Source organism: Ruegeria sp. AL7 (assembly GCF_056536105.1).
Genome location: NZ_JBQFJF010000001.1, coordinates 2210015 through 2224982 on the forward strand (window position 1 = coordinate 2210015; position 14968 = coordinate 2224982).

Below are 14968 nucleotides of genomic sequence, written 5' to 3' on the forward strand. Positions count from 1 at the left end.
CGTTTTTGATCCTTGTTACTGTGCCTCTTGAGGCAGATCGTCCGTGATGTCGTAGTAGTCGCCCTTGTCAGCCACAAAGATGTGCTTCGAGAGCGAAAGACCTGTGGGTGCGTCCAGCGCGCCCATGGAAATCGAAATCGTGTCTTCCTGGTTGTGATGCCAGAAGAGGAACGAGCCACATTTGCTGCAAAATCCGCGCCGGGCGATGTCAGACGCGCAATACCAGCTGAGTGTGTCACTGGCCGAGAAACTCAGGTTGTCCTTATGGGTCGAAGTCGAAGCCCAGACATGGCCCGACTGTCTGCGGCACTGTCCGCAATGGCAGACCGACGGCGGCGACAGGTCTCCGTCGATCGTGAACGCGACCGAGCCGCAAAGGCAGGATCCCTTATGCATCTGACTACCCCTTTGTTGCGGGTGTGGTGCTGGTTCCCAACAACACACCGTAGATGACAAAACAGGCCGCCGTGATCCGGCGCACCCAGATATTGAACACCGCGCCCAACGCTGCCTTGCCCATCAAGGCACCCAGCGCCGTAAAGCCGGTGTAGCTGAGTGTGGTGATGACCAGCGCGGTCGGCATGATAACCCCCATCTGCTGCCAGATCGGAACCTCGGGCTGAACGAACTGCGAAAACGCGGCCAGGTATCCGGCGACGCTTTTGGGATTGATCGTGGCCACCGCAAGCGCGTGCAGATAGACATGTCGCGCCGGACGCTCGGAGGCTGGTGCGGGTCTTGTCGCATTCATCCAGCCGCGAATCCCCAACCAGATTAAAAATCCCGCGCCAATCAACTTGGCGACAAAGAACCCGGTCGGCGATGCAGCGATCAGGGCGGTCACACCCAGCGCAGACAGGATCAGAAAGGCGCTGGCCTGCGTGAGAATAGCCAATACGCCTAGCATTGCCCTTGGAAACGGAAGGCTCATCCCGTTCGAGATGCAATTGACCGCGTTCGGACCCGGGGTGGTCACGAAAACCACCCAGAACAACGCGAATATGGTCCAGGCCTCGAACGACATCAATAAACCGGCGGGGCGATAACCCAGATGGCTACAGCGGGCTCATCATAAGGGTTGGCCCATTGATAGGGTTCATGTCGGAATCGAAAGCTGTCACCCGGCCCAACCGTGAACGCGCGTCCCCCGATTGTCAGGTCCAGCTTGCCCGAGATCATGTATCCGACTTCCTGTGTCGGGCGATTGGCCGGTGTCTGCATCTGCGAGTTGGGTTTGAAGGTGGAATGCACCATTTCAAAATCATCGGTCAGATCCGGCGAGAGCAGCTCTTCGATCAACCCTTCCTCGCCCGACCCCATGGGGCGGCGCGAGCCGGCACGCACGACATATCCCTGCTCGTCCGCCGGTGCCGCCGAATGCGCAAACAACATCGACATGGGGACGCCAAGGCATTCGGCGATCTGCCTCAGGTCCGAGATCGACGGCTCGGACATGTCACGCTCAACCTGGCTGAGCCAGCCCACAGACCTGTCCAACCGGATCGCGATATCACTCAGCGTCAATCCTCGCGCCTTGCGCAGCGCGCGGATATCAGCACCGAGTGTCGCACTTTGCGGGGCCTGACTGTTCAAGGATAGCTCCAACGCTCGTGAAAATTTCACCTCTTTTTTCACGATGACTCGATTCCATGAAATTTCCAAGCATTTTTTCACGTGGATCCATATTCCGGATTGGCTATGCCCTGACGGCTCGGTCACTCAGCTAATATGGTAAACATAAATATCGGCGGTGTCCGAGGCGCGCTCCGGCCAAAGCGTAAAGCCTGTTTTTTCCAGAACGCGGGCTGAACCTGGATTGTCACGCCCGACCCCGGCAATGAGACGCACGGCAGGCCCAGGCGTCAATGCGTCCTGCAAGCCTTGCAGCAACTCGGGGGCGTAACCATTCCCCCAAGCGGTTTGAGCAATCAAATAGCCGATGTGAAGGCTTGGAATTGCCTCGGTGTCAGAACTCATGGCCAACACCATGAGGCCGATCAGGTGGTTACCGCGGCTTTGGCGCGCAAGCAGAATATCGCTTTCAGCACGTCTTTCATCAATCCAGTTCGAAATCTCCCGGCCCTGCAACTGCATCGGGGGCGGCAGGTGTTTCAGGACCTCAGGGGTCAGAAGCGTGACAAGATCATCTTCAAGCCGAACCCGCAATCGCGGATCGGCGAGTTCAACCTTCCAGTTGCGAACCGAGAGGCGCGGAGTTCGGAAATGGCCTGGGACCATGGTTAATCCAATACGGTTCGGGCTTTCCTGTTTTATCAAACCCCGAGCGAAATCGAAAAGAGGAAACCGGTAGACGCACCTTGTACAGACCGAAAATCAATCAGGCTTGCGCGAAGGTCTTTGACAGGATCGCGGACAGGTTATCCGCGTCTTCGGTTGAGAACGCGTCGGGTTGATTGCTGTCGATGTCGAAAACTGCAATCAGCTCGCCCGATGCGTTCCGGACCGGCAGAACCAGTTCGGATCGGGTGGACGAGGCGCAGGCGATGTGACCCGGAAACGCGTCCACGTCGGGCACCAGTTGCACTTCGCCGGTGCGCGCTGCCGCCCCGCAGACGCCGCGTTCGAACGGGATGACGAGGCAGCCATGGCCACCTTGATACGGGCCAATTTTAAGCAAGCCCGGTTCTGTCACCCGGTAAAACCCGGTCCAGTCGAAACGGTCGTCGGAATAGTGGACCTCGCAAGCAACGGTAGCCATCAGGGCAACCTGATCGGTTTCGCCTTCGGTCAATGCTGCAATTGTACTTGCCAGCGCGCTGTAATCGACGGTCATAGGTCCCGAACCCCTTGGAAAACTCGGGGGCGCCGCCCCCGAACCCCCGGAGTATTTCGAAAAAGATGAAGGGTCAAATGCGTTCGATCGCGATAGCTGTTCCTTCACCGCCGCCGATACAGATTGCAGCAACCCCCCGCTTGAGATTTCGTTTCTCGAGCGCGTTCAACAAAGTGACCATAATACGGGCGCCAGATGCGCCAATAGGATGGCCTAAGGCGCAGGCCCCGCCATTTACGTTTACCTTGTCGCGCGGCAATCCCATTTCGTGCATGAAAGCCATCGGCACAACTGCGAAGGCTTCGTTGACCTCCCACAGGTCGACATCATCCTTGTTCCAACCGATGCGGGACAGAAGCTTTTGCGCCGCCGGAACCGGTGCAGTCGTGAAAAGTCCGGGCGCTTGAGCATGGCTGGCATGTCCCAGAATCCGGGCCCGAATTGTCAATCCTTGCGCTTCTGCCACCTCAGCCGATGCCAGAACAAGCGCCGCCGCGCCGTCGGATATTGACGAGGAATTGGCGGCGGTCACTGTCCCGTCCTTGCGGAAAGCCGGTTTCAGTGTCGGAATTTTCTCGGGACGGGCGGATTTGGGTTGCTCATCAGTGACCTGTACGACCTCACCCTTACGCGTGCGCACTGTGACGGGGACGATCTCGCCCTCGAAAGCACCGCTTTCTTGCGCGGAAAGTGCGTTGGACAAGGATTTCAAGGCATATTCATCCTGCGCTTCGCGGGTGAACTGATACGCCTCGGCGCAGTCTTCGGCAAAGGTTCCCATCAGGCGGCCCTTGTCATAGGCGTCTTCCAGCCCGTCAAGGAACATGTGGTCGATCACCTGACCATGACCGATGCGCGCACCGCCCCGCATTTTCGGCAGCAGGTAGGGCGCGTTGGTCATGCTCTCCATCCCTCCGGCGACCATTGTGTCCGCAAGACCCAATGCGATCTGGTCGAAGGCCATCATCGCCGCCTTCATCCCGGAACCACACATCTTGTTCAGCGTGGTGGCAGGAACCTCCTCGCCTAAACCCGCCGCGAAACCCGCCTGGCGCGCCGGTGCCTGCCCCTGACCTGCGGGCAGGACACATCCCATCAACACCTCGTCAACCGTCTGCGCCCCTGCCTGCTTTAACGCGGCACGAATCGCTGCGCCGCCAAGCTCGGATGCTGCGACACCGTCGAACATGCCCTGAAAACCACCCATTGGTGTTCTGGCAGCACCTGCAATAACAACATCTCTCATCCGGATAATCCTCCTGTCGTCCGGCCCTTGAATACCGAATGGTAAGAATTCGCGTCTAGCGTATTTCTACGACTCATTTTCAGATTGGAGGCAGCCGGACCATGGGGCTGACCAGCACATCAGACGGAACGACACAGATTATCACGGTTCACTCTGACCGGATCGACGCTGCGATGGCCATTCAGTTCAAAGAAGACATGCGCGCAGAGACCGAGGCCTGCGCCGATCGGGTTGTCCTGGACCTTTCAGGCGTCGAGTTCATCGATTCAAGCGGACTGGGCGCAATCGTAGCGTCCATGAAACAACTGGGGCTGAACCGAAGGCTTGATCTGGCAGGCCCGCAGCCCGTGGTGGAAAAGGTCTTTCGCCTGACGCGCATGGATACCGTGTTCAGGTTGTTTGCAACACTGGATGACGCCCTGTCGGAACCAGACAGGTGACAACAGCAGGAGTGCGACAACGTGGAGCCCATTTGTAACGCGACCTGCCTGGAATTGAGCTTTCCCGCAACGGAAACAGAAGCCAGTGCGGGGATTGCGAAACTCAGCGCCGGACTGGCGAAACGAGGGTTGCCGCCGCACAAGGCGGACGATGTCAAGATCGCACTGGCAGAAGCAATCAACAACGTTGTGGAACATGCCTATATGGACGTGGCCCCGGCCGGGGTTCAGGTGACATGCCGATTGGACAGAAACCGGCTGGACATTCTGATTTCGGACACGGGCCATCCATTGCCCGGCTACGAACCACCAGACGGAACGCCGGCACCACTGGGAACCCGCATTCAGGATTTGCCCGAAGGCGGGTTCGGCTGGTTCCTGATTCATCAACTGACCAGCGACATCTGTTATGAGCGTCGCGACGGGTGCAATCGGCTATCCCTGCGATTTAACTTTGACAAGAACGGGTAATCAGCCGCAATTGGCCACAATAACGCCATTTTCGAAACATTGTCGCGCCGCAAATCGCCGCCATACAGTGACTCGTAGCTCAGATAGCTTCCCTCGGCGCCAATTATCACAGCCCCCACCCAGTGAACGGCGCCGAGGATCTCCCCCCAAACTTGAATTGACTGGACAACCGGCAATCAGAGAATAGCTTTCCCCTGTTTGAAGGAGAAAGAACCCACCATGCGTGATCTGCACAAACCTGGCCGGTCGGAAGTTTTTGCAACGCGGGGGATGTGCGCAACGTCGCACCCGCTAGCCGCCAAAGTGGCAATCGATATTCTTGAGCGCGGCGGCAACGCCATGGACGCCGCGATAGCAGGTGCGGTTCTGCTTGGCATCTGCGAACCGCAGATGACCGGGTTGGGGGGCGATTGTTTCGTTTTGTTCAGCCGTGCGGGCGAAAACCGGATACGCGCATTGAACGGATCGGGTCGCGCACCGGCCGCCGCGCGGGCGCAGCCCTTGCGGGACAAAGGCCTGTCGTCTGTACCGTTGAGCGGTCCGGATGCGGTGACTGTTCCCGGTGCCGTGGACGCCTTCTGTCACCTTGCAGAAACCGAAGGGCGATTGGGGCTGGACGCGATTCTGGAACCCGCAATCCACTATGCCGAGGCTGGCGTTCCGGTGGCCCCCCGGGTTGCGTTTGACTGGAAAACCGGGGCGGCCACATTACAGGGTGCTGCGCGTGACCATTATCTGATCAAAGGGCAGATACCAGCTATCGGTCAGATCTTTCGCGCCCCCGGTCAGGCTGAGGTCTTGCGCAGGATCGCCAGTCAGGGACGCGACGCATTTTATTCAGGAGACATTGCCGAGGATATGATCCGGGCCCTGTCTGCACGCGGAGGTGTCCACACCGCCGAAGACTTTCACTGCACCAAGTGCACTGAAACGCAGCCCATGCGCGGAGCCTACAAGGGTGTTGATCTGGTCGAACACCCGCCAAACGGCCAAGGCGCGACCGCGATCCTGTTGCTGAACATTCTAAAACAATTCGATCTGGCCAGTATGGATCCATTTGGAGCAGAACGGGTTCATATCGAGGCTGAAGCCACCAAGCTGGCTTATGACGCGCGCAACCGGTTCATTGCGGATCCCGATCATGTCGCACGGGCCGAGCGGTTTCTTGATTTGGATGTTGCGGTCCGGCTGGCTGCATTGATTGACCCAAAAGGCGCAATGCCCGCAGCAGCACCTTTGACGGAAGCCATTCACAGGGACACGGTCTATATCACGGTGGTCGATCGCGACCTTATGGCTGTGTCGCTGATCTATTCGATCTTTCATAGCTTTGGATCAGGGATCGCATCCGAGAAATACGGTATCTTGCTTCAGAACAGGGGCGCGGGGTTCACGCTTCAGCCGGGTCACCCCAATGAACTGGCTGGCGGCAAGCGCCCGATGCACACGATCATACCGGGGATGTTGACCGAGAATGACCGTGTCACGATGCCATTCGGCGTCATGGGCGGTGCTTATCAACCGACCGGGCACGCGCGTTTCGTTTCGAACCTTAGGGACTTTGGGCTGGAGCTACAGGAAAGCATCAACGCGCCGCGTGCCTTTTTCGATGGGAATGTCCTGAAGCTGGAGCGGGGCTATTCCGAAGAGGTAGCGAAACAATTGTCTGAAATTGGACACAATATTGAAATTCCAGAAACGCCGCTTGGAGGAGCGCAAGCGATCCGAATCCGAAAAGACGGTGTTTTGGAAGGTGCCAGCGACCCGCGCAAAGATGGGTGCGCCCTTGGATACTGATCAGCGGCAGTGCAATGCCGACCGGTTCGCCAAACCTAGTTCAGGTGGAAATGCAGAGGGTAAGCACCGTCTTCAAACGGGCCGAACATGTTGGAGATATCCGGGTGCTCGACCGGCTCTCCAGAATAGTCTGCAACCAGATTTTGTTCTGAAACATAAGCAACATAGAAGGATTGGTCGTTCTCTGCCAGCAGGTGGTAGAACGGCTGTTCTTTCCGTGGACGGCTGTCTTCCGGAATGGCCTGGTACCATTCTTCTGTGTTCGAAAATTCCGGGTCCACGTCAAAAATCACCCCTCGAAAAGGGTGTTTCTTGTGACGGACCACCTGGCCCAATCCGTATTTCGCGCGTGTCTTTAACATTGTTTCGGCCCCCACCGCATTTACTAACGGTTTTTGGCCCGAAATGCCAATCATTGATGTGAAATTCAGGGAAACAGTCTGTGAACCTAATACTGACAGTGTTCGAAATCGTGGCCCCGGTTTTTCTCTTGGCGGCCATTGGCTTTACGTGGGTCAAACTGGGGTTCGAATACCGGCTGCAATTTGTGACACGCTTTGCAACGACGCTGGCAATGCCCAGTCTGATCTTTGTTGCACTCATGCAAACCGACATTCCGGGCGGAGATTTGTCGCGTTTCACGTCGGCAACTCTGGTCGCAAATCTTCTGCTGGCTGGGGTGTTCTGGTTGATTGTTCGCGGATTGAAACTGGATCAGCGCACGTACCTGTCACCGCTGATTTTCGGCAATACCGGCAATCTTGGCCTGCCGCTATGTATCTTTGCGTTCGGGCAGATTGGTTTGGGTTACGCGGTCATCTTTCTGTCTGTAACCGCGCTGTTTTCTTTCACCTATGGGATCTACCTAGTCGCCGGAAAAGGCGCATGGGGACAGGTCTTACGCCAGCCGATGGCATGGGCGACCATTCTGGGTGCGGTGTTTTTGTGGCAGGGGTGGCAAACTCCGACATTTCTAACCAACACGTTAGAGCTTTTGGGGCAAATGGCTGTTCCGCTGATGTTAGTCACGGTGGGTGTTGCAATCGCCCGCCTGACCTCGCGTAGTCTGGGGCAAGCGCTCTGGCTGTCAGTCCTGAAACTTATCGTCTGCTTTGCGTTGGGCTGGGGGATTGGGGTGTTGTTTGATCTGGACACTGTCGCCTTTGGCGTTCTGGTATTGCAAATTTGTACACCGGTCGCTGTGACCTCATATTTGTTGGCAGAACGATTTGAAGCCGATTCCGATGCCGTTGCCGGCATGGTCATGGTGTCCACTGTGCTGTCCGTGGCGGCGTTACCGGTAATTCTTGCCATTGTTTTATAGCGATTGTGATTTCCTCAGAGCTCAATCTGCGCTAGAATAAACAAAAAAGGCATGAGGCACATGAGCAGAATTCTTATCGTACTCTTCGGGGTGCTGCTTTTGGCATCCTGTGGCGGCGGGTCAAAACAACCGCCCAGCAAGCTGAACGACGCGTGCAGCATTGCGCACGAACGACCGGATTTTATCAAGGCTTTCAAAAGCACCGAGCAGAAATGGGGTGTTCCGGTTCACGTTCAGATGGCCACGATTTATCAGGAAAGCCGATATCGCCACGACGCGCGTACCCCGCACCGTTACGTGCTGGGCGTGATCCCGATGGGGCGGCAAAGCAGCGCCTATGGGTTCAGCCAGGCACTGGACGGCACCTGGGATCAATATCAGCGCGAAACCGGCAAGCGCCGGGCCAAGCGGGATCGCATCCGCGATGCCTCGGACTTCATCGGCTGGTATATGAACAAAAGCTATGAGCGCAACGGCATCCACCCCGGCGACACACGCAATCAATACCTGGCCTATCACGAAGGTCACACGGGGTACGCTCGCGGCACCCACAACAGCAAGTCGTGGTTGTTGAGCGTGGCCAATGACGTGGACGCGCGCGCGCAACTGTATCAGGCACAGTTGGCGAACTGCCGGTATTGACCAGCAAAAAGCGGGTCAGCGATTGACTGACCCGCGTCTTTCCTTGTTCGAGAAAAGACCCTGATCAAGACCATTGCTTTCGGTCAACGCACCCAAAAGAACGGTGGTCTGGCTGCCGGCGTTGTCATGGATCACCCATTTGCGCAGCTCAACCGGATTATCGGTGAACATCAGTTCAATCCGGCCTGCTTCAGGGTTCTTGGGGTCTTGCGCGGTGACCACTGTGGCCGTGCCGTCAAAGCTGTGGCCGACAACCATATTGGCCTGATCAAGATTCACGTTGCGTGCCAGCACAATGGATAGAGGCGTGCGCTTCAGCGGGTATTGCTCGGGTGGCTGGTTCGATTTCGGATCGAAGATCTGAACACTGCCTGATCGCGCCAGCACCACAGCGCTGTTGGGCGGGTCATATTCGAACCGCATCTTGCCCGGGCGCTGCATCCACAGCTGTCCGGTGCTCAACGAGCCATCATCGTTCACCTGCGTGAACGTTGTCTGAACCGTTTTCAATCCGTTCAGGTAATTGGAAATCTGCGAAAGCGGCAGTTTTTCCGCCGCCCATGCGGCGGGTGCGGCCAGTGTCAAAGCAAGGGCAAAAGCAATCTGTTTCATGCTGTACAGATAGGCTGTCTGCCCTTGTTATTAAATATCCTATTGCTCGGGAACGAGGATTTCGCGTTTCCCGACATGATTTGCTGACGAAACAACACCTTCGTCTTCCATTTGTTCAACAAGACGCGCCGCCTTGTTGTACCCGATGGCGAGTTTTCGCTGAATATAAGAGGTCGAGCATTTGCGATCCTTGATCACAATTGCCACCGCCTGATCGTACAGCGCGTCCTCTCCGTTCGTGTTGCCGCCAGTATTCAGCCCCAGAACGGCGTCAATGTTGTCGACCTTGTCCTCGGCCGGGCCATCCAGAACGCTGCCCACGTAATCGGGCGGACCGTATTGTTTGAGGTGGTTGACGATCTCCTCTACCTCTTCATCCGACACAAACGGTCCGTGGCAACGGGTGATTTTGGCGCCACCGGCCATGTAAAGCATGTCGCCCTGCCCCAGCAGTTGTTCGGCGCCCATCTCGCCCAGAATGGTGCGGCTGTCGACTTTCGACGTCACTTGGAACGAAATCCGCGTAGGGAAGTTGGCCTTGATTGTGCCGGTAATCACGTCAACCGAGGGGCGCTGTGTGGCCATGATCAGGTGAATGCCCGAGGCCCGTGCCATTTGCGCCAGACGCTGGATACAGGCTTCGATTTCCTTGCCCGCGACCATCATCAGATCGGCCATCTCATCGACGATGACGACGATATAGGGCATCGCTTCGGGCGCGAATTGTTCCGTCTCGAACGTTGGTTCACCGGTTTCATCGTCAAACCCGGTCTGCACCGTGCGGCTGAACAACTCGCCCTTGGCCAGCGCGTCCTTCACCCGGCCGTTGTAGCCCGCAATGTTGCGCACGCCCATCTTGGACATCTTGCGATAGCGGTCTTCCATTTCGCCCACGACCCATTTCAGGGCGACGACCGCCTTCTTTGGATCGGTCACAACGGGTGACAGCAGATGCGGGATGCCATCGTAAACCGAAAGTTCCAGCATCTTGGGGTCGATCATGATCAGACGGCATTCATCCGGCGTAAGCTTGTAAAGCAGCGACAGGATCATCGTGTTGATCGCCACCGATTTACCCGAACCCGTGGTCCCGGCGATAAGCAGGTGAGGCATCTTGGCCAAGTTCGCCACAACGGATTCACCGCCGATATCTTTGCCCAGCGCCAGCGGCAGCGCCTGATTGCCATCGCCAAAATCGCGGCTGGCCAGGATTTCCCGCAGCACGACCATCTCGCGGTTTTCGTTGGGCAATTCGATACCGATCACCGAACGCCCCGGCAGGGTCGAAACCCGCGCCGACAGCGCCGACATCGAGCGGGCAATATCGTCTGCCAAACCGATCACACGGCTCGCCTTGAGGCCCGGAGCGGGCTCCAGCTCGTACATGGTCACGACCGGGCCGGGGCGTACGCTGACGATCTCACCCTTGACGCCGTAATCGTCCAGAACGTTTTCCAGCATCCGTGCATTTTCTTCCAAGGCTTCATCGCTCAGGTGATGGCGTTGGATACTGGCGGGGTTGGACAACAAGCCCAGAGGCGGCAGTTCGAAGTCAGAGTGCCGTTCCTCGAAGGACAATGCCGGTTGCGCTTCGGCCTGCGCACGACGAGACGGCAACGGTGTCCGACGCACGGGCTGCGCCACCACAGGCTTGCGCGGTTCAGCTACCGGGATTTTCATCGCGGGGCGCTGCTGCGGCGCGGCGTCAGTGACATCCTCGAAAACCGACTCATCATCGATATCCAATTCGGATGCGTAATCGTATTGTTCTGTCCCGGCCTCATAACCGAACACAGCGGGTTCTTGCGCCTCTGGCGTGTCACCAGCGGACACCTGCGGCTCGGGGCGCAGACCATACGCCGTCATCGGCGGTTCGGGTGGCAGTTCGGACGAGGTATGCTGGTTCAGGATTAGCGGATCGGGACGGCGTCCACGACCCTTGGTCAGCGGCAGGTCGGGATCCGGCTCGGGTGTCATTTCGCCCACGGCAACCTTGCGATTTCGCACGGCGGCCGAGATTTTGGAGCGGATGCGATCTTCGCCGGGCATGTCGTCAAAGCCCGCGATGGGTTCCGGGTCCACCAACTCAGGCTCGGGCATTGGATCAGGACGCCGGATAAGTGACGGCATTCGCGCCAACAGGCCTGATTTGACCGGAGGTTCAGGGCGCCCCAATTCAGGTTCTTCAAAAACAGGATCGGCATACACCAGTTCGTCGTCAAACATCGCCTCAGCCGCTTCAGCGCGGGCAAGCTTGCGTTCTTCCCACTGCGCCCGGCGATCCCGCGCCGCTTGCGCGGCCGAGGCCGCACCACGCCCCATCAGCGTCATCAGCATGTCATAAGACATCACAAGGCCCAGGATGAAGGCGCGGAAGCCGCGTTTCACGTCAGCCTTGGTGAAGCCCAGCACAAAAACACCCAGCGTGGTCATGCCGACGGCCATGGCCAGCGACATCATTTTGACCAGAAAATGCGAAGAGATCGGCACTAGCGTCAGCAACGCGCCCATGACCGTGTCGCCGAACAAACCGCCCAAACCGTAGCTATGCGTTGCACGCCACTCGGCACCGGGAACAAGGGTTGCGGCATAGACCGAGGCTACAGCGATCCAGATCGGGGCAAAGATCAGGCGGGCAATGGCCCGGTCTTCACCGAAATGGCCCGCAAAACGCAGACCCCATCCGACCAGAACAAGCGCGATGCCCCAGCTTCCCCAGCCCACGATCATGAACAAGGGGGCTGCAATAGACGCGCCGACCCGTCCCATCCAGTTTTGCACCGGCGCGTCGGTCGAAACCATCCAATTAGGATCATCGGGCGTATAGGACCAGATCATCGCAGCCGCGGCCAAGCCCAACAGGATCAGCGCGATACCGATCAGTTCCTTACTGCGTCGCTCCAGGGCTGCCTGTGTTGTGCTGTCCAGCAATGGGTCGCGGTTTCGCGCGTTATATGATGCCATTTTGCCCTCGTACCTCACGTATAGATGCAGTCGCGGAGTGTGATCAAACCACGCTGCAACTCTGTTTTTGGGGCTACCAATGCAACCCGGATAAAGCTTTCGCCCGGGTTATTTCCCGGATCACCTTGTGAAAGATATGCGCCCGGAAGAACCCGAACCCCGGTATCCTTCCAAACCTTCAATGCTGCGTCCTCGCCGTTCTCGACCGGCAACCACAGAAAGAACCCGGCCTCTGGCGACATGTAACCTTGCACGCCCGCAAACACCTTATCGGCAATGGCGTATTTCTCCTGATAGAGCGCGCGGTTTTGCTCGACATGTGTCTCATCCGCCCAGACGCGCGCGGCGGCGGCTTGCAAGGGCAAAGGCAGTGGGGATCCGGCATAGGTGCGCAGCTTTTTCACCTGGCTGATGGACTTTGGTCCACCTGCAATCAGGCCCGAGCGCAAACCAGCCAGGTTCGAGCGTTTTGACAGGGAGTTAAACAGCGTGATCCGTTCGGGATCAGCCCCTAGTTCCTGCGCGACAGTCAGAACCCCCGTCGGGGCTTGGTCACGGTAAATCTCGGAATAGCATTCGTCGGCGAAGATGCGGAAATCATAAGCCTCGGCCAGACGGATCAGGTCAGCCCAATAGTCGCGCGATGCAACCGCGCCCTGCGGGTTGGCCGGGGAACAGATATAAGCCACCGCTGTTTGGTTCAGCACATCTTTAGACAGGCCGGAATAATCCGGCAGATGACCCGTCGCGGCGGTTGCAGGGACAAAATAGGGTTGCGCACCCACAGAAATCGACGCGACCATGTAGACCTGATAAAACGGGTTCGGGCACAGGATGATCGGTTGTTTGCCATTCTTCTGTTCCGGGCACAGCGCCATGGCCGCATTATAAAGCCCCTCTCGTGTGCCGTTCAGCGCCATGACGTTGACGTCAGGGTCCATTTCGACCCCGTAGCGCCGCTTGATCCAGCCCGTGATTGCGCCGCGCAGGTCTTCCGAGCCTTCGTTCGGCGGATAGCCCTGAAACCCGGCAGCATTTTCCATGATGACATCCGTCACCCAAGCCGGAAAATCATGCGTCGGCGCGCCAATCGTCATATGAACGACGTCACCGCCCGGTTGATGGTGATCCAACAGGGCGCGCAAACGCGGGAATGCATATTCCGGTAGGTTCGAAAACCGCTCGGGAAAATCCATGTTACTGCCTCAATATCGGGGTCATTTGCGCCCCGATTTTTTGGCAGATTACAGTCCGCATACCTCTTCGTCCAGACAAAGAGGTTCCGAATCAGTGGATTGTGGCATTCAGGCCAATGCCGATTCTGCCGCTGACCCCAACCGCAACAGGGCCTCTTCCGAGTTCGGATACCCCATCATCATCAGCCCGCAACTGGGCGTTCCGGTGGGCAGAGTCAGCGCTGCAAGCCCCATCAGGTTGCCGATCCGCGTATTGCGAAGGGCCAGCAGGTTTTCTGTCACGTAATAGTCGTGATCGGTCATCAACCGGTCCAGATTGGGCGGCAAAATCGGTGCTGTAGGTGCCAGAACCGCATCGAACCCGGCAGTTGCCGCATCCCAGGCACTACGGCACGCCTTGAGCTTGGCCCAGGCCGCGACATAATCGGGGCCGGAATAGCCCTTACCAATGCGAAACCGTTCCAGGATTTCGGGATACATTGCCCCTGGGTTGGCCTCGATCACATCGCGCCACAACCCATAGGCCTCGGTCGTGTAGACGACGCTGGACAGTGGCATCGCCTCGTTCAGCTCGGGCACGTCCAAGGGAACAATCTCAGCGCCTGCATCTGCAAGTTTCTCGATGGCCTCGTCATAAGCTTCTCGTGGTGCATCGCGCAGGTCGTCCTTGGCAATGTTCTGCAAATCGGCAAAGCGACGGCCTTTCAGCGAAGCACCCCTCAGGTCCGCAGGTGCCCCGCCTTCCAACAAGGCCAGCATATGTGCTGCATCTTCAACAGATCGCGCCAGTGGCCCAACAGTGTCAAACCGCAGACAGAGCGGCACCACACCTTCAAGGCTCAGCCGCCCGGCCGTGGTTTTCAACCCCACCAGATCATTCCATGCCGCTGGAATTCGCACCGAACCGCCGGTATCGGAACCGATCCCGCAGGCTGCCAGCCCCCAGGCAACCGACGCGCCCGCGCCAGATGAAGACCCACCCGGCACCGCCGTTTCATCATGGATACAAGGGGGCGTTTCGGTGATCGGGTTCAATCCAAGGCCGGAAAAGGCCAGCTCGCTCATATGCGTCTTACCCAGACAGACCGTTCCCATCTGGGTTGCGTTGCGCACCACAAGCGCATCCGCATCCGGCACACGGTCTTTCAGAAGCGCCGACCCGGCCTCGGTCGCGGTACCAGCGGTGTCGAACAGGTCTTTCCAGCTGATCGGAACCCCATCCAGCAACGATCGCCGCAATCCCATTTTCGCGCGTTGCTGCGCGGCTTCAGCCTCGGCGCGGGCGCGGTCATGGGTGACGCGGGCATAGATGCGGTCGCGGTGCGGATGGGCGTCTATTGCGGACAGGTAGGTTTCGGTCAATTCAACCGGATCGATCTGGCCCATCCCAATGCCACGGCCCAAATCACACGCCGTCATGGTCAACCAATCCTGCATCCCGCCCCCTCCTGCTTTTTGGCTTGAAAGAACGGTAGCGACAGG

Annotated in this window: 17 protein-coding genes; 6 read left to right on the plus strand and 11 right to left on the minus strand. The window is 58.0% G+C overall.

Annotated elements, in window-relative coordinates:
* Positions 1-15 precede the first annotated feature (15 nt).
* The 4 genes from ACR3E2_RS11140 to ACR3E2_RS11155 all read right to left on the minus strand — a co-directional run bounded on the left by ACR3E2_RS11140 (position 16) and on the right by ACR3E2_RS11155 (position 2094).
* Positions 16-396, minus strand: a complete 381-nt coding sequence (locus ACR3E2_RS11140) for a GFA family protein (protein ID WP_480484095.1) — start codon at positions 394-396, stop codon at positions 16-18.
* A 4-nt stretch (positions 397-400) separates the two neighbouring features.
* Positions 401-1024 (minus strand): LysE family translocator, encoded by a 624-nt coding sequence (locus tag ACR3E2_RS11145; protein WP_480484096.1) that lies wholly within the window; start codon positions 1022-1024, stop codon positions 401-403.
* Positions 1024-1593 carry a helix-turn-helix domain-containing protein gene (locus ACR3E2_RS11150; protein WP_267365885.1) on the minus strand — a complete coding sequence of 190 codons (570 nt, stop codon included), beginning with the start codon at positions 1591-1593 and terminating at the stop codon, positions 1024-1026. The genes ACR3E2_RS11145 and ACR3E2_RS11150 overlap by 1 nt, the downstream gene beginning before the upstream one ends.
* A 126-nt stretch (positions 1594-1719) precedes the next feature.
* A complete protein-coding gene (locus ACR3E2_RS11155) occupies positions 1720-2094 on the minus strand; it encodes a GNAT family N-acetyltransferase (protein ID WP_480492739.1) in 375 nt (124 codons plus the stop codon).
* 12 nt (positions 2095-2106) lie between these two features.
* Between ACR3E2_RS11155 and ACR3E2_RS11160 the strand changes: the two genes are divergently transcribed.
* Positions 2107-2244, plus strand: coding sequence for a hypothetical protein (locus ACR3E2_RS11160; protein WP_480492740.1), 138 nt, complete (start codon positions 2107-2109; stop codon positions 2242-2244).
* A gap of 94 nt (positions 2245-2338) precedes the next feature.
* Here ACR3E2_RS11160 and ACR3E2_RS11165 read toward each other — a convergent pair whose 3' ends face one another.
* Together ACR3E2_RS11165 and ACR3E2_RS11170 are read right to left on the minus strand one after the other, a co-directional pair.
* Positions 2339-2794 (minus strand): GAF domain-containing protein, encoded by a 456-nt coding sequence (locus tag ACR3E2_RS11165; protein WP_267365668.1) that lies wholly within the window; start codon positions 2792-2794, stop codon positions 2339-2341.
* A 73-nt stretch (positions 2795-2867) separates the two neighbouring features.
* Positions 2868-4040: a thiolase family protein gene (locus ACR3E2_RS11170; protein ID WP_480484098.1), complete on the minus strand. Its 1173-nt coding sequence runs from the start codon at positions 4038-4040 to the stop codon at positions 2868-2870.
* Positions 4041-4141: 101 nt separating this feature from the next.
* Here ACR3E2_RS11170 and ACR3E2_RS11175 point away from each other — a divergent pair, with 101 nt between their 5' ends.
* The 3 genes from ACR3E2_RS11175 to ACR3E2_RS11185 all read left to right on the plus strand — a co-directional run bounded on the left by ACR3E2_RS11175 (position 4142) and on the right by ACR3E2_RS11185 (position 6748).
* Positions 4142-4480: an STAS domain-containing protein gene (locus tag ACR3E2_RS11175; RefSeq protein ID WP_480484099.1), complete on the plus strand. Its 339-nt coding sequence runs from the start codon at positions 4142-4144 to the stop codon at positions 4478-4480.
* Between the two features lie 54 nt (positions 4481-4534).
* Entirely contained in the window at positions 4535-4951 is a 417-nt protein-coding gene (locus ACR3E2_RS11180; protein ID WP_480492741.1) for an ATP-binding protein, read from the plus strand.
* Positions 4952-5170: 219 nt separating this feature from the next.
* A complete protein-coding gene (locus ACR3E2_RS11185; RefSeq protein ID WP_480484100.1) occupies positions 5171-6748 on the plus strand; it encodes a gamma-glutamyltransferase family protein in 1578 nt (525 codons plus the stop codon).
* A 35-nt stretch (positions 6749-6783) separates the two neighbouring features.
* Here ACR3E2_RS11185 and hspQ read toward each other — a convergent pair whose 3' ends face one another.
* Positions 6784-7110 carry a heat shock protein HspQ gene (gene hspQ, locus ACR3E2_RS11190; RefSeq protein ID WP_209504966.1) on the minus strand — a complete coding sequence of 109 codons (327 nt, stop codon included), beginning with the start codon at positions 7108-7110 and terminating at the stop codon, positions 6784-6786.
* A gap of 80 nt (positions 7111-7190) precedes the next feature.
* Between hspQ and ACR3E2_RS11195 the strand changes: the two genes are divergently transcribed.
* The gene (locus tag ACR3E2_RS11195) at positions 7191-8072 is read left to right on the plus strand and encodes an AEC family transporter (RefSeq protein ID WP_480484101.1); all 882 of its coding nucleotides are present in this window, start codon (positions 7191-7193) and stop codon (positions 8070-8072) included.
* 60 nt (positions 8073-8132) lie between these two features.
* The gene (locus ACR3E2_RS11200) at positions 8133-8714 is read left to right on the plus strand and encodes a transglycosylase SLT domain-containing protein (RefSeq protein ID WP_209504968.1); all 582 of its coding nucleotides are present in this window, start codon (positions 8133-8135) and stop codon (positions 8712-8714) included.
* Between the two features lie 15 nt (positions 8715-8729).
* Here ACR3E2_RS11200 and ACR3E2_RS11205 read toward each other — a convergent pair whose 3' ends face one another.
* The 4 genes from ACR3E2_RS11205 to ACR3E2_RS11220 form a co-directional block, all read right to left on the minus strand.
* On the minus strand, positions 8730-9326 hold the full coding sequence (locus ACR3E2_RS11205) for a LolA family protein (protein ID WP_209504969.1): 597 nt from the start codon (positions 9324-9326) through the stop codon (positions 8730-8732).
* A gap of 39 nt (positions 9327-9365) precedes the next feature.
* Positions 9366-12290: a DNA translocase FtsK gene (locus ACR3E2_RS11210; RefSeq protein ID WP_480484102.1), complete on the minus strand. Its 2925-nt coding sequence runs from the start codon at positions 12288-12290 to the stop codon at positions 9366-9368.
* Between the two features lie 14 nt (positions 12291-12304).
* Positions 12305-13486, minus strand: coding sequence for an aminotransferase class I/II-fold pyridoxal phosphate-dependent enzyme (locus tag ACR3E2_RS11215; protein ID WP_480484103.1), 1182 nt, complete (start codon positions 13484-13486; stop codon positions 12305-12307).
* Positions 13487-13594: 108 nt separating this feature from the next.
* Positions 13595-14923, minus strand: coding sequence for an amidase (locus ACR3E2_RS11220; protein WP_480484104.1), 1329 nt, complete (start codon positions 14921-14923; stop codon positions 13595-13597).
* Positions 14924-14968: the final 45 nt, after the last annotated feature.

Bases quoted from the DNA above. Each gene is read 5' to 3' on its own strand.
- ACR3E2_RS11185 (WP_480484100.1), top strand. From the start codon at position 5,171: ATGCGTGATCTGCACAAACCTGGCCGGTCGGAAGTTTTTGCAACGCGG.
- ACR3E2_RS11215 (WP_480484103.1), bottom strand. From the start codon at position 13,486: ATGGATTTTCCCGAGCGGTTTTCGAACCTACCGGAATATGCATTCCCG.
- ACR3E2_RS11170 (WP_480484098.1), bottom strand. From the start codon at position 4,040: ATGAGAGATGTTGTTATTGCAGGTGCTGCCAGAACACCAATGGGTGGT.
- ACR3E2_RS11165 (WP_267365668.1), bottom strand. From the start codon at position 2,794: ATGACCGTCGATTACAGCGCGCTGGCAAGTACAATTGCAGCATTGACC.
- ACR3E2_RS11220 (WP_480484104.1), bottom strand. From the start codon at position 14,923: ATGCAGGATTGGTTGACCATGACGGCGTGTGATTTGGGCCGTGGCATT.
- hspQ (WP_209504966.1), bottom strand. From the start codon at position 7,110: ATGTTAAAGACACGCGCGAAATACGGATTGGGCCAGGTGGTCCGTCAC.
- ACR3E2_RS11155 (WP_480492739.1), bottom strand. From the start codon at position 2,094: ATGCAGTTGCAGGGCCGGGAGATTTCGAACTGGATTGATGAAAGACGT.
- ACR3E2_RS11145 (WP_480484096.1), bottom strand. From the start codon at position 1,024: ATGTCGTTCGAGGCCTGGACCATATTCGCGTTGTTCTGGGTGGTTTTC.
- ACR3E2_RS11175 (WP_480484099.1), top strand. From the start codon at position 4,142: ATGGGGCTGACCAGCACATCAGACGGAACGACACAGATTATCACGGTT.
- ACR3E2_RS11140 (WP_480484095.1), bottom strand. From the start codon at position 396: ATGCATAAGGGATCCTGCCTTTGCGGCTCGGTCGCGTTCACGATCGAC.
- ACR3E2_RS11205 (WP_209504969.1), bottom strand. From the start codon at position 9,326: ATGAAACAGATTGCTTTTGCCCTTGCTTTGACACTGGCCGCACCCGCC.
- ACR3E2_RS11200 (WP_209504968.1), top strand. From the start codon at position 8,133: ATGAGCAGAATTCTTATCGTACTCTTCGGGGTGCTGCTTTTGGCATCC.
- ACR3E2_RS11210 (WP_480484102.1), bottom strand. From the start codon at position 12,290: ATGGCATCATATAACGCGCGAAACCGCGACCCATTGCTGGACAGCACA.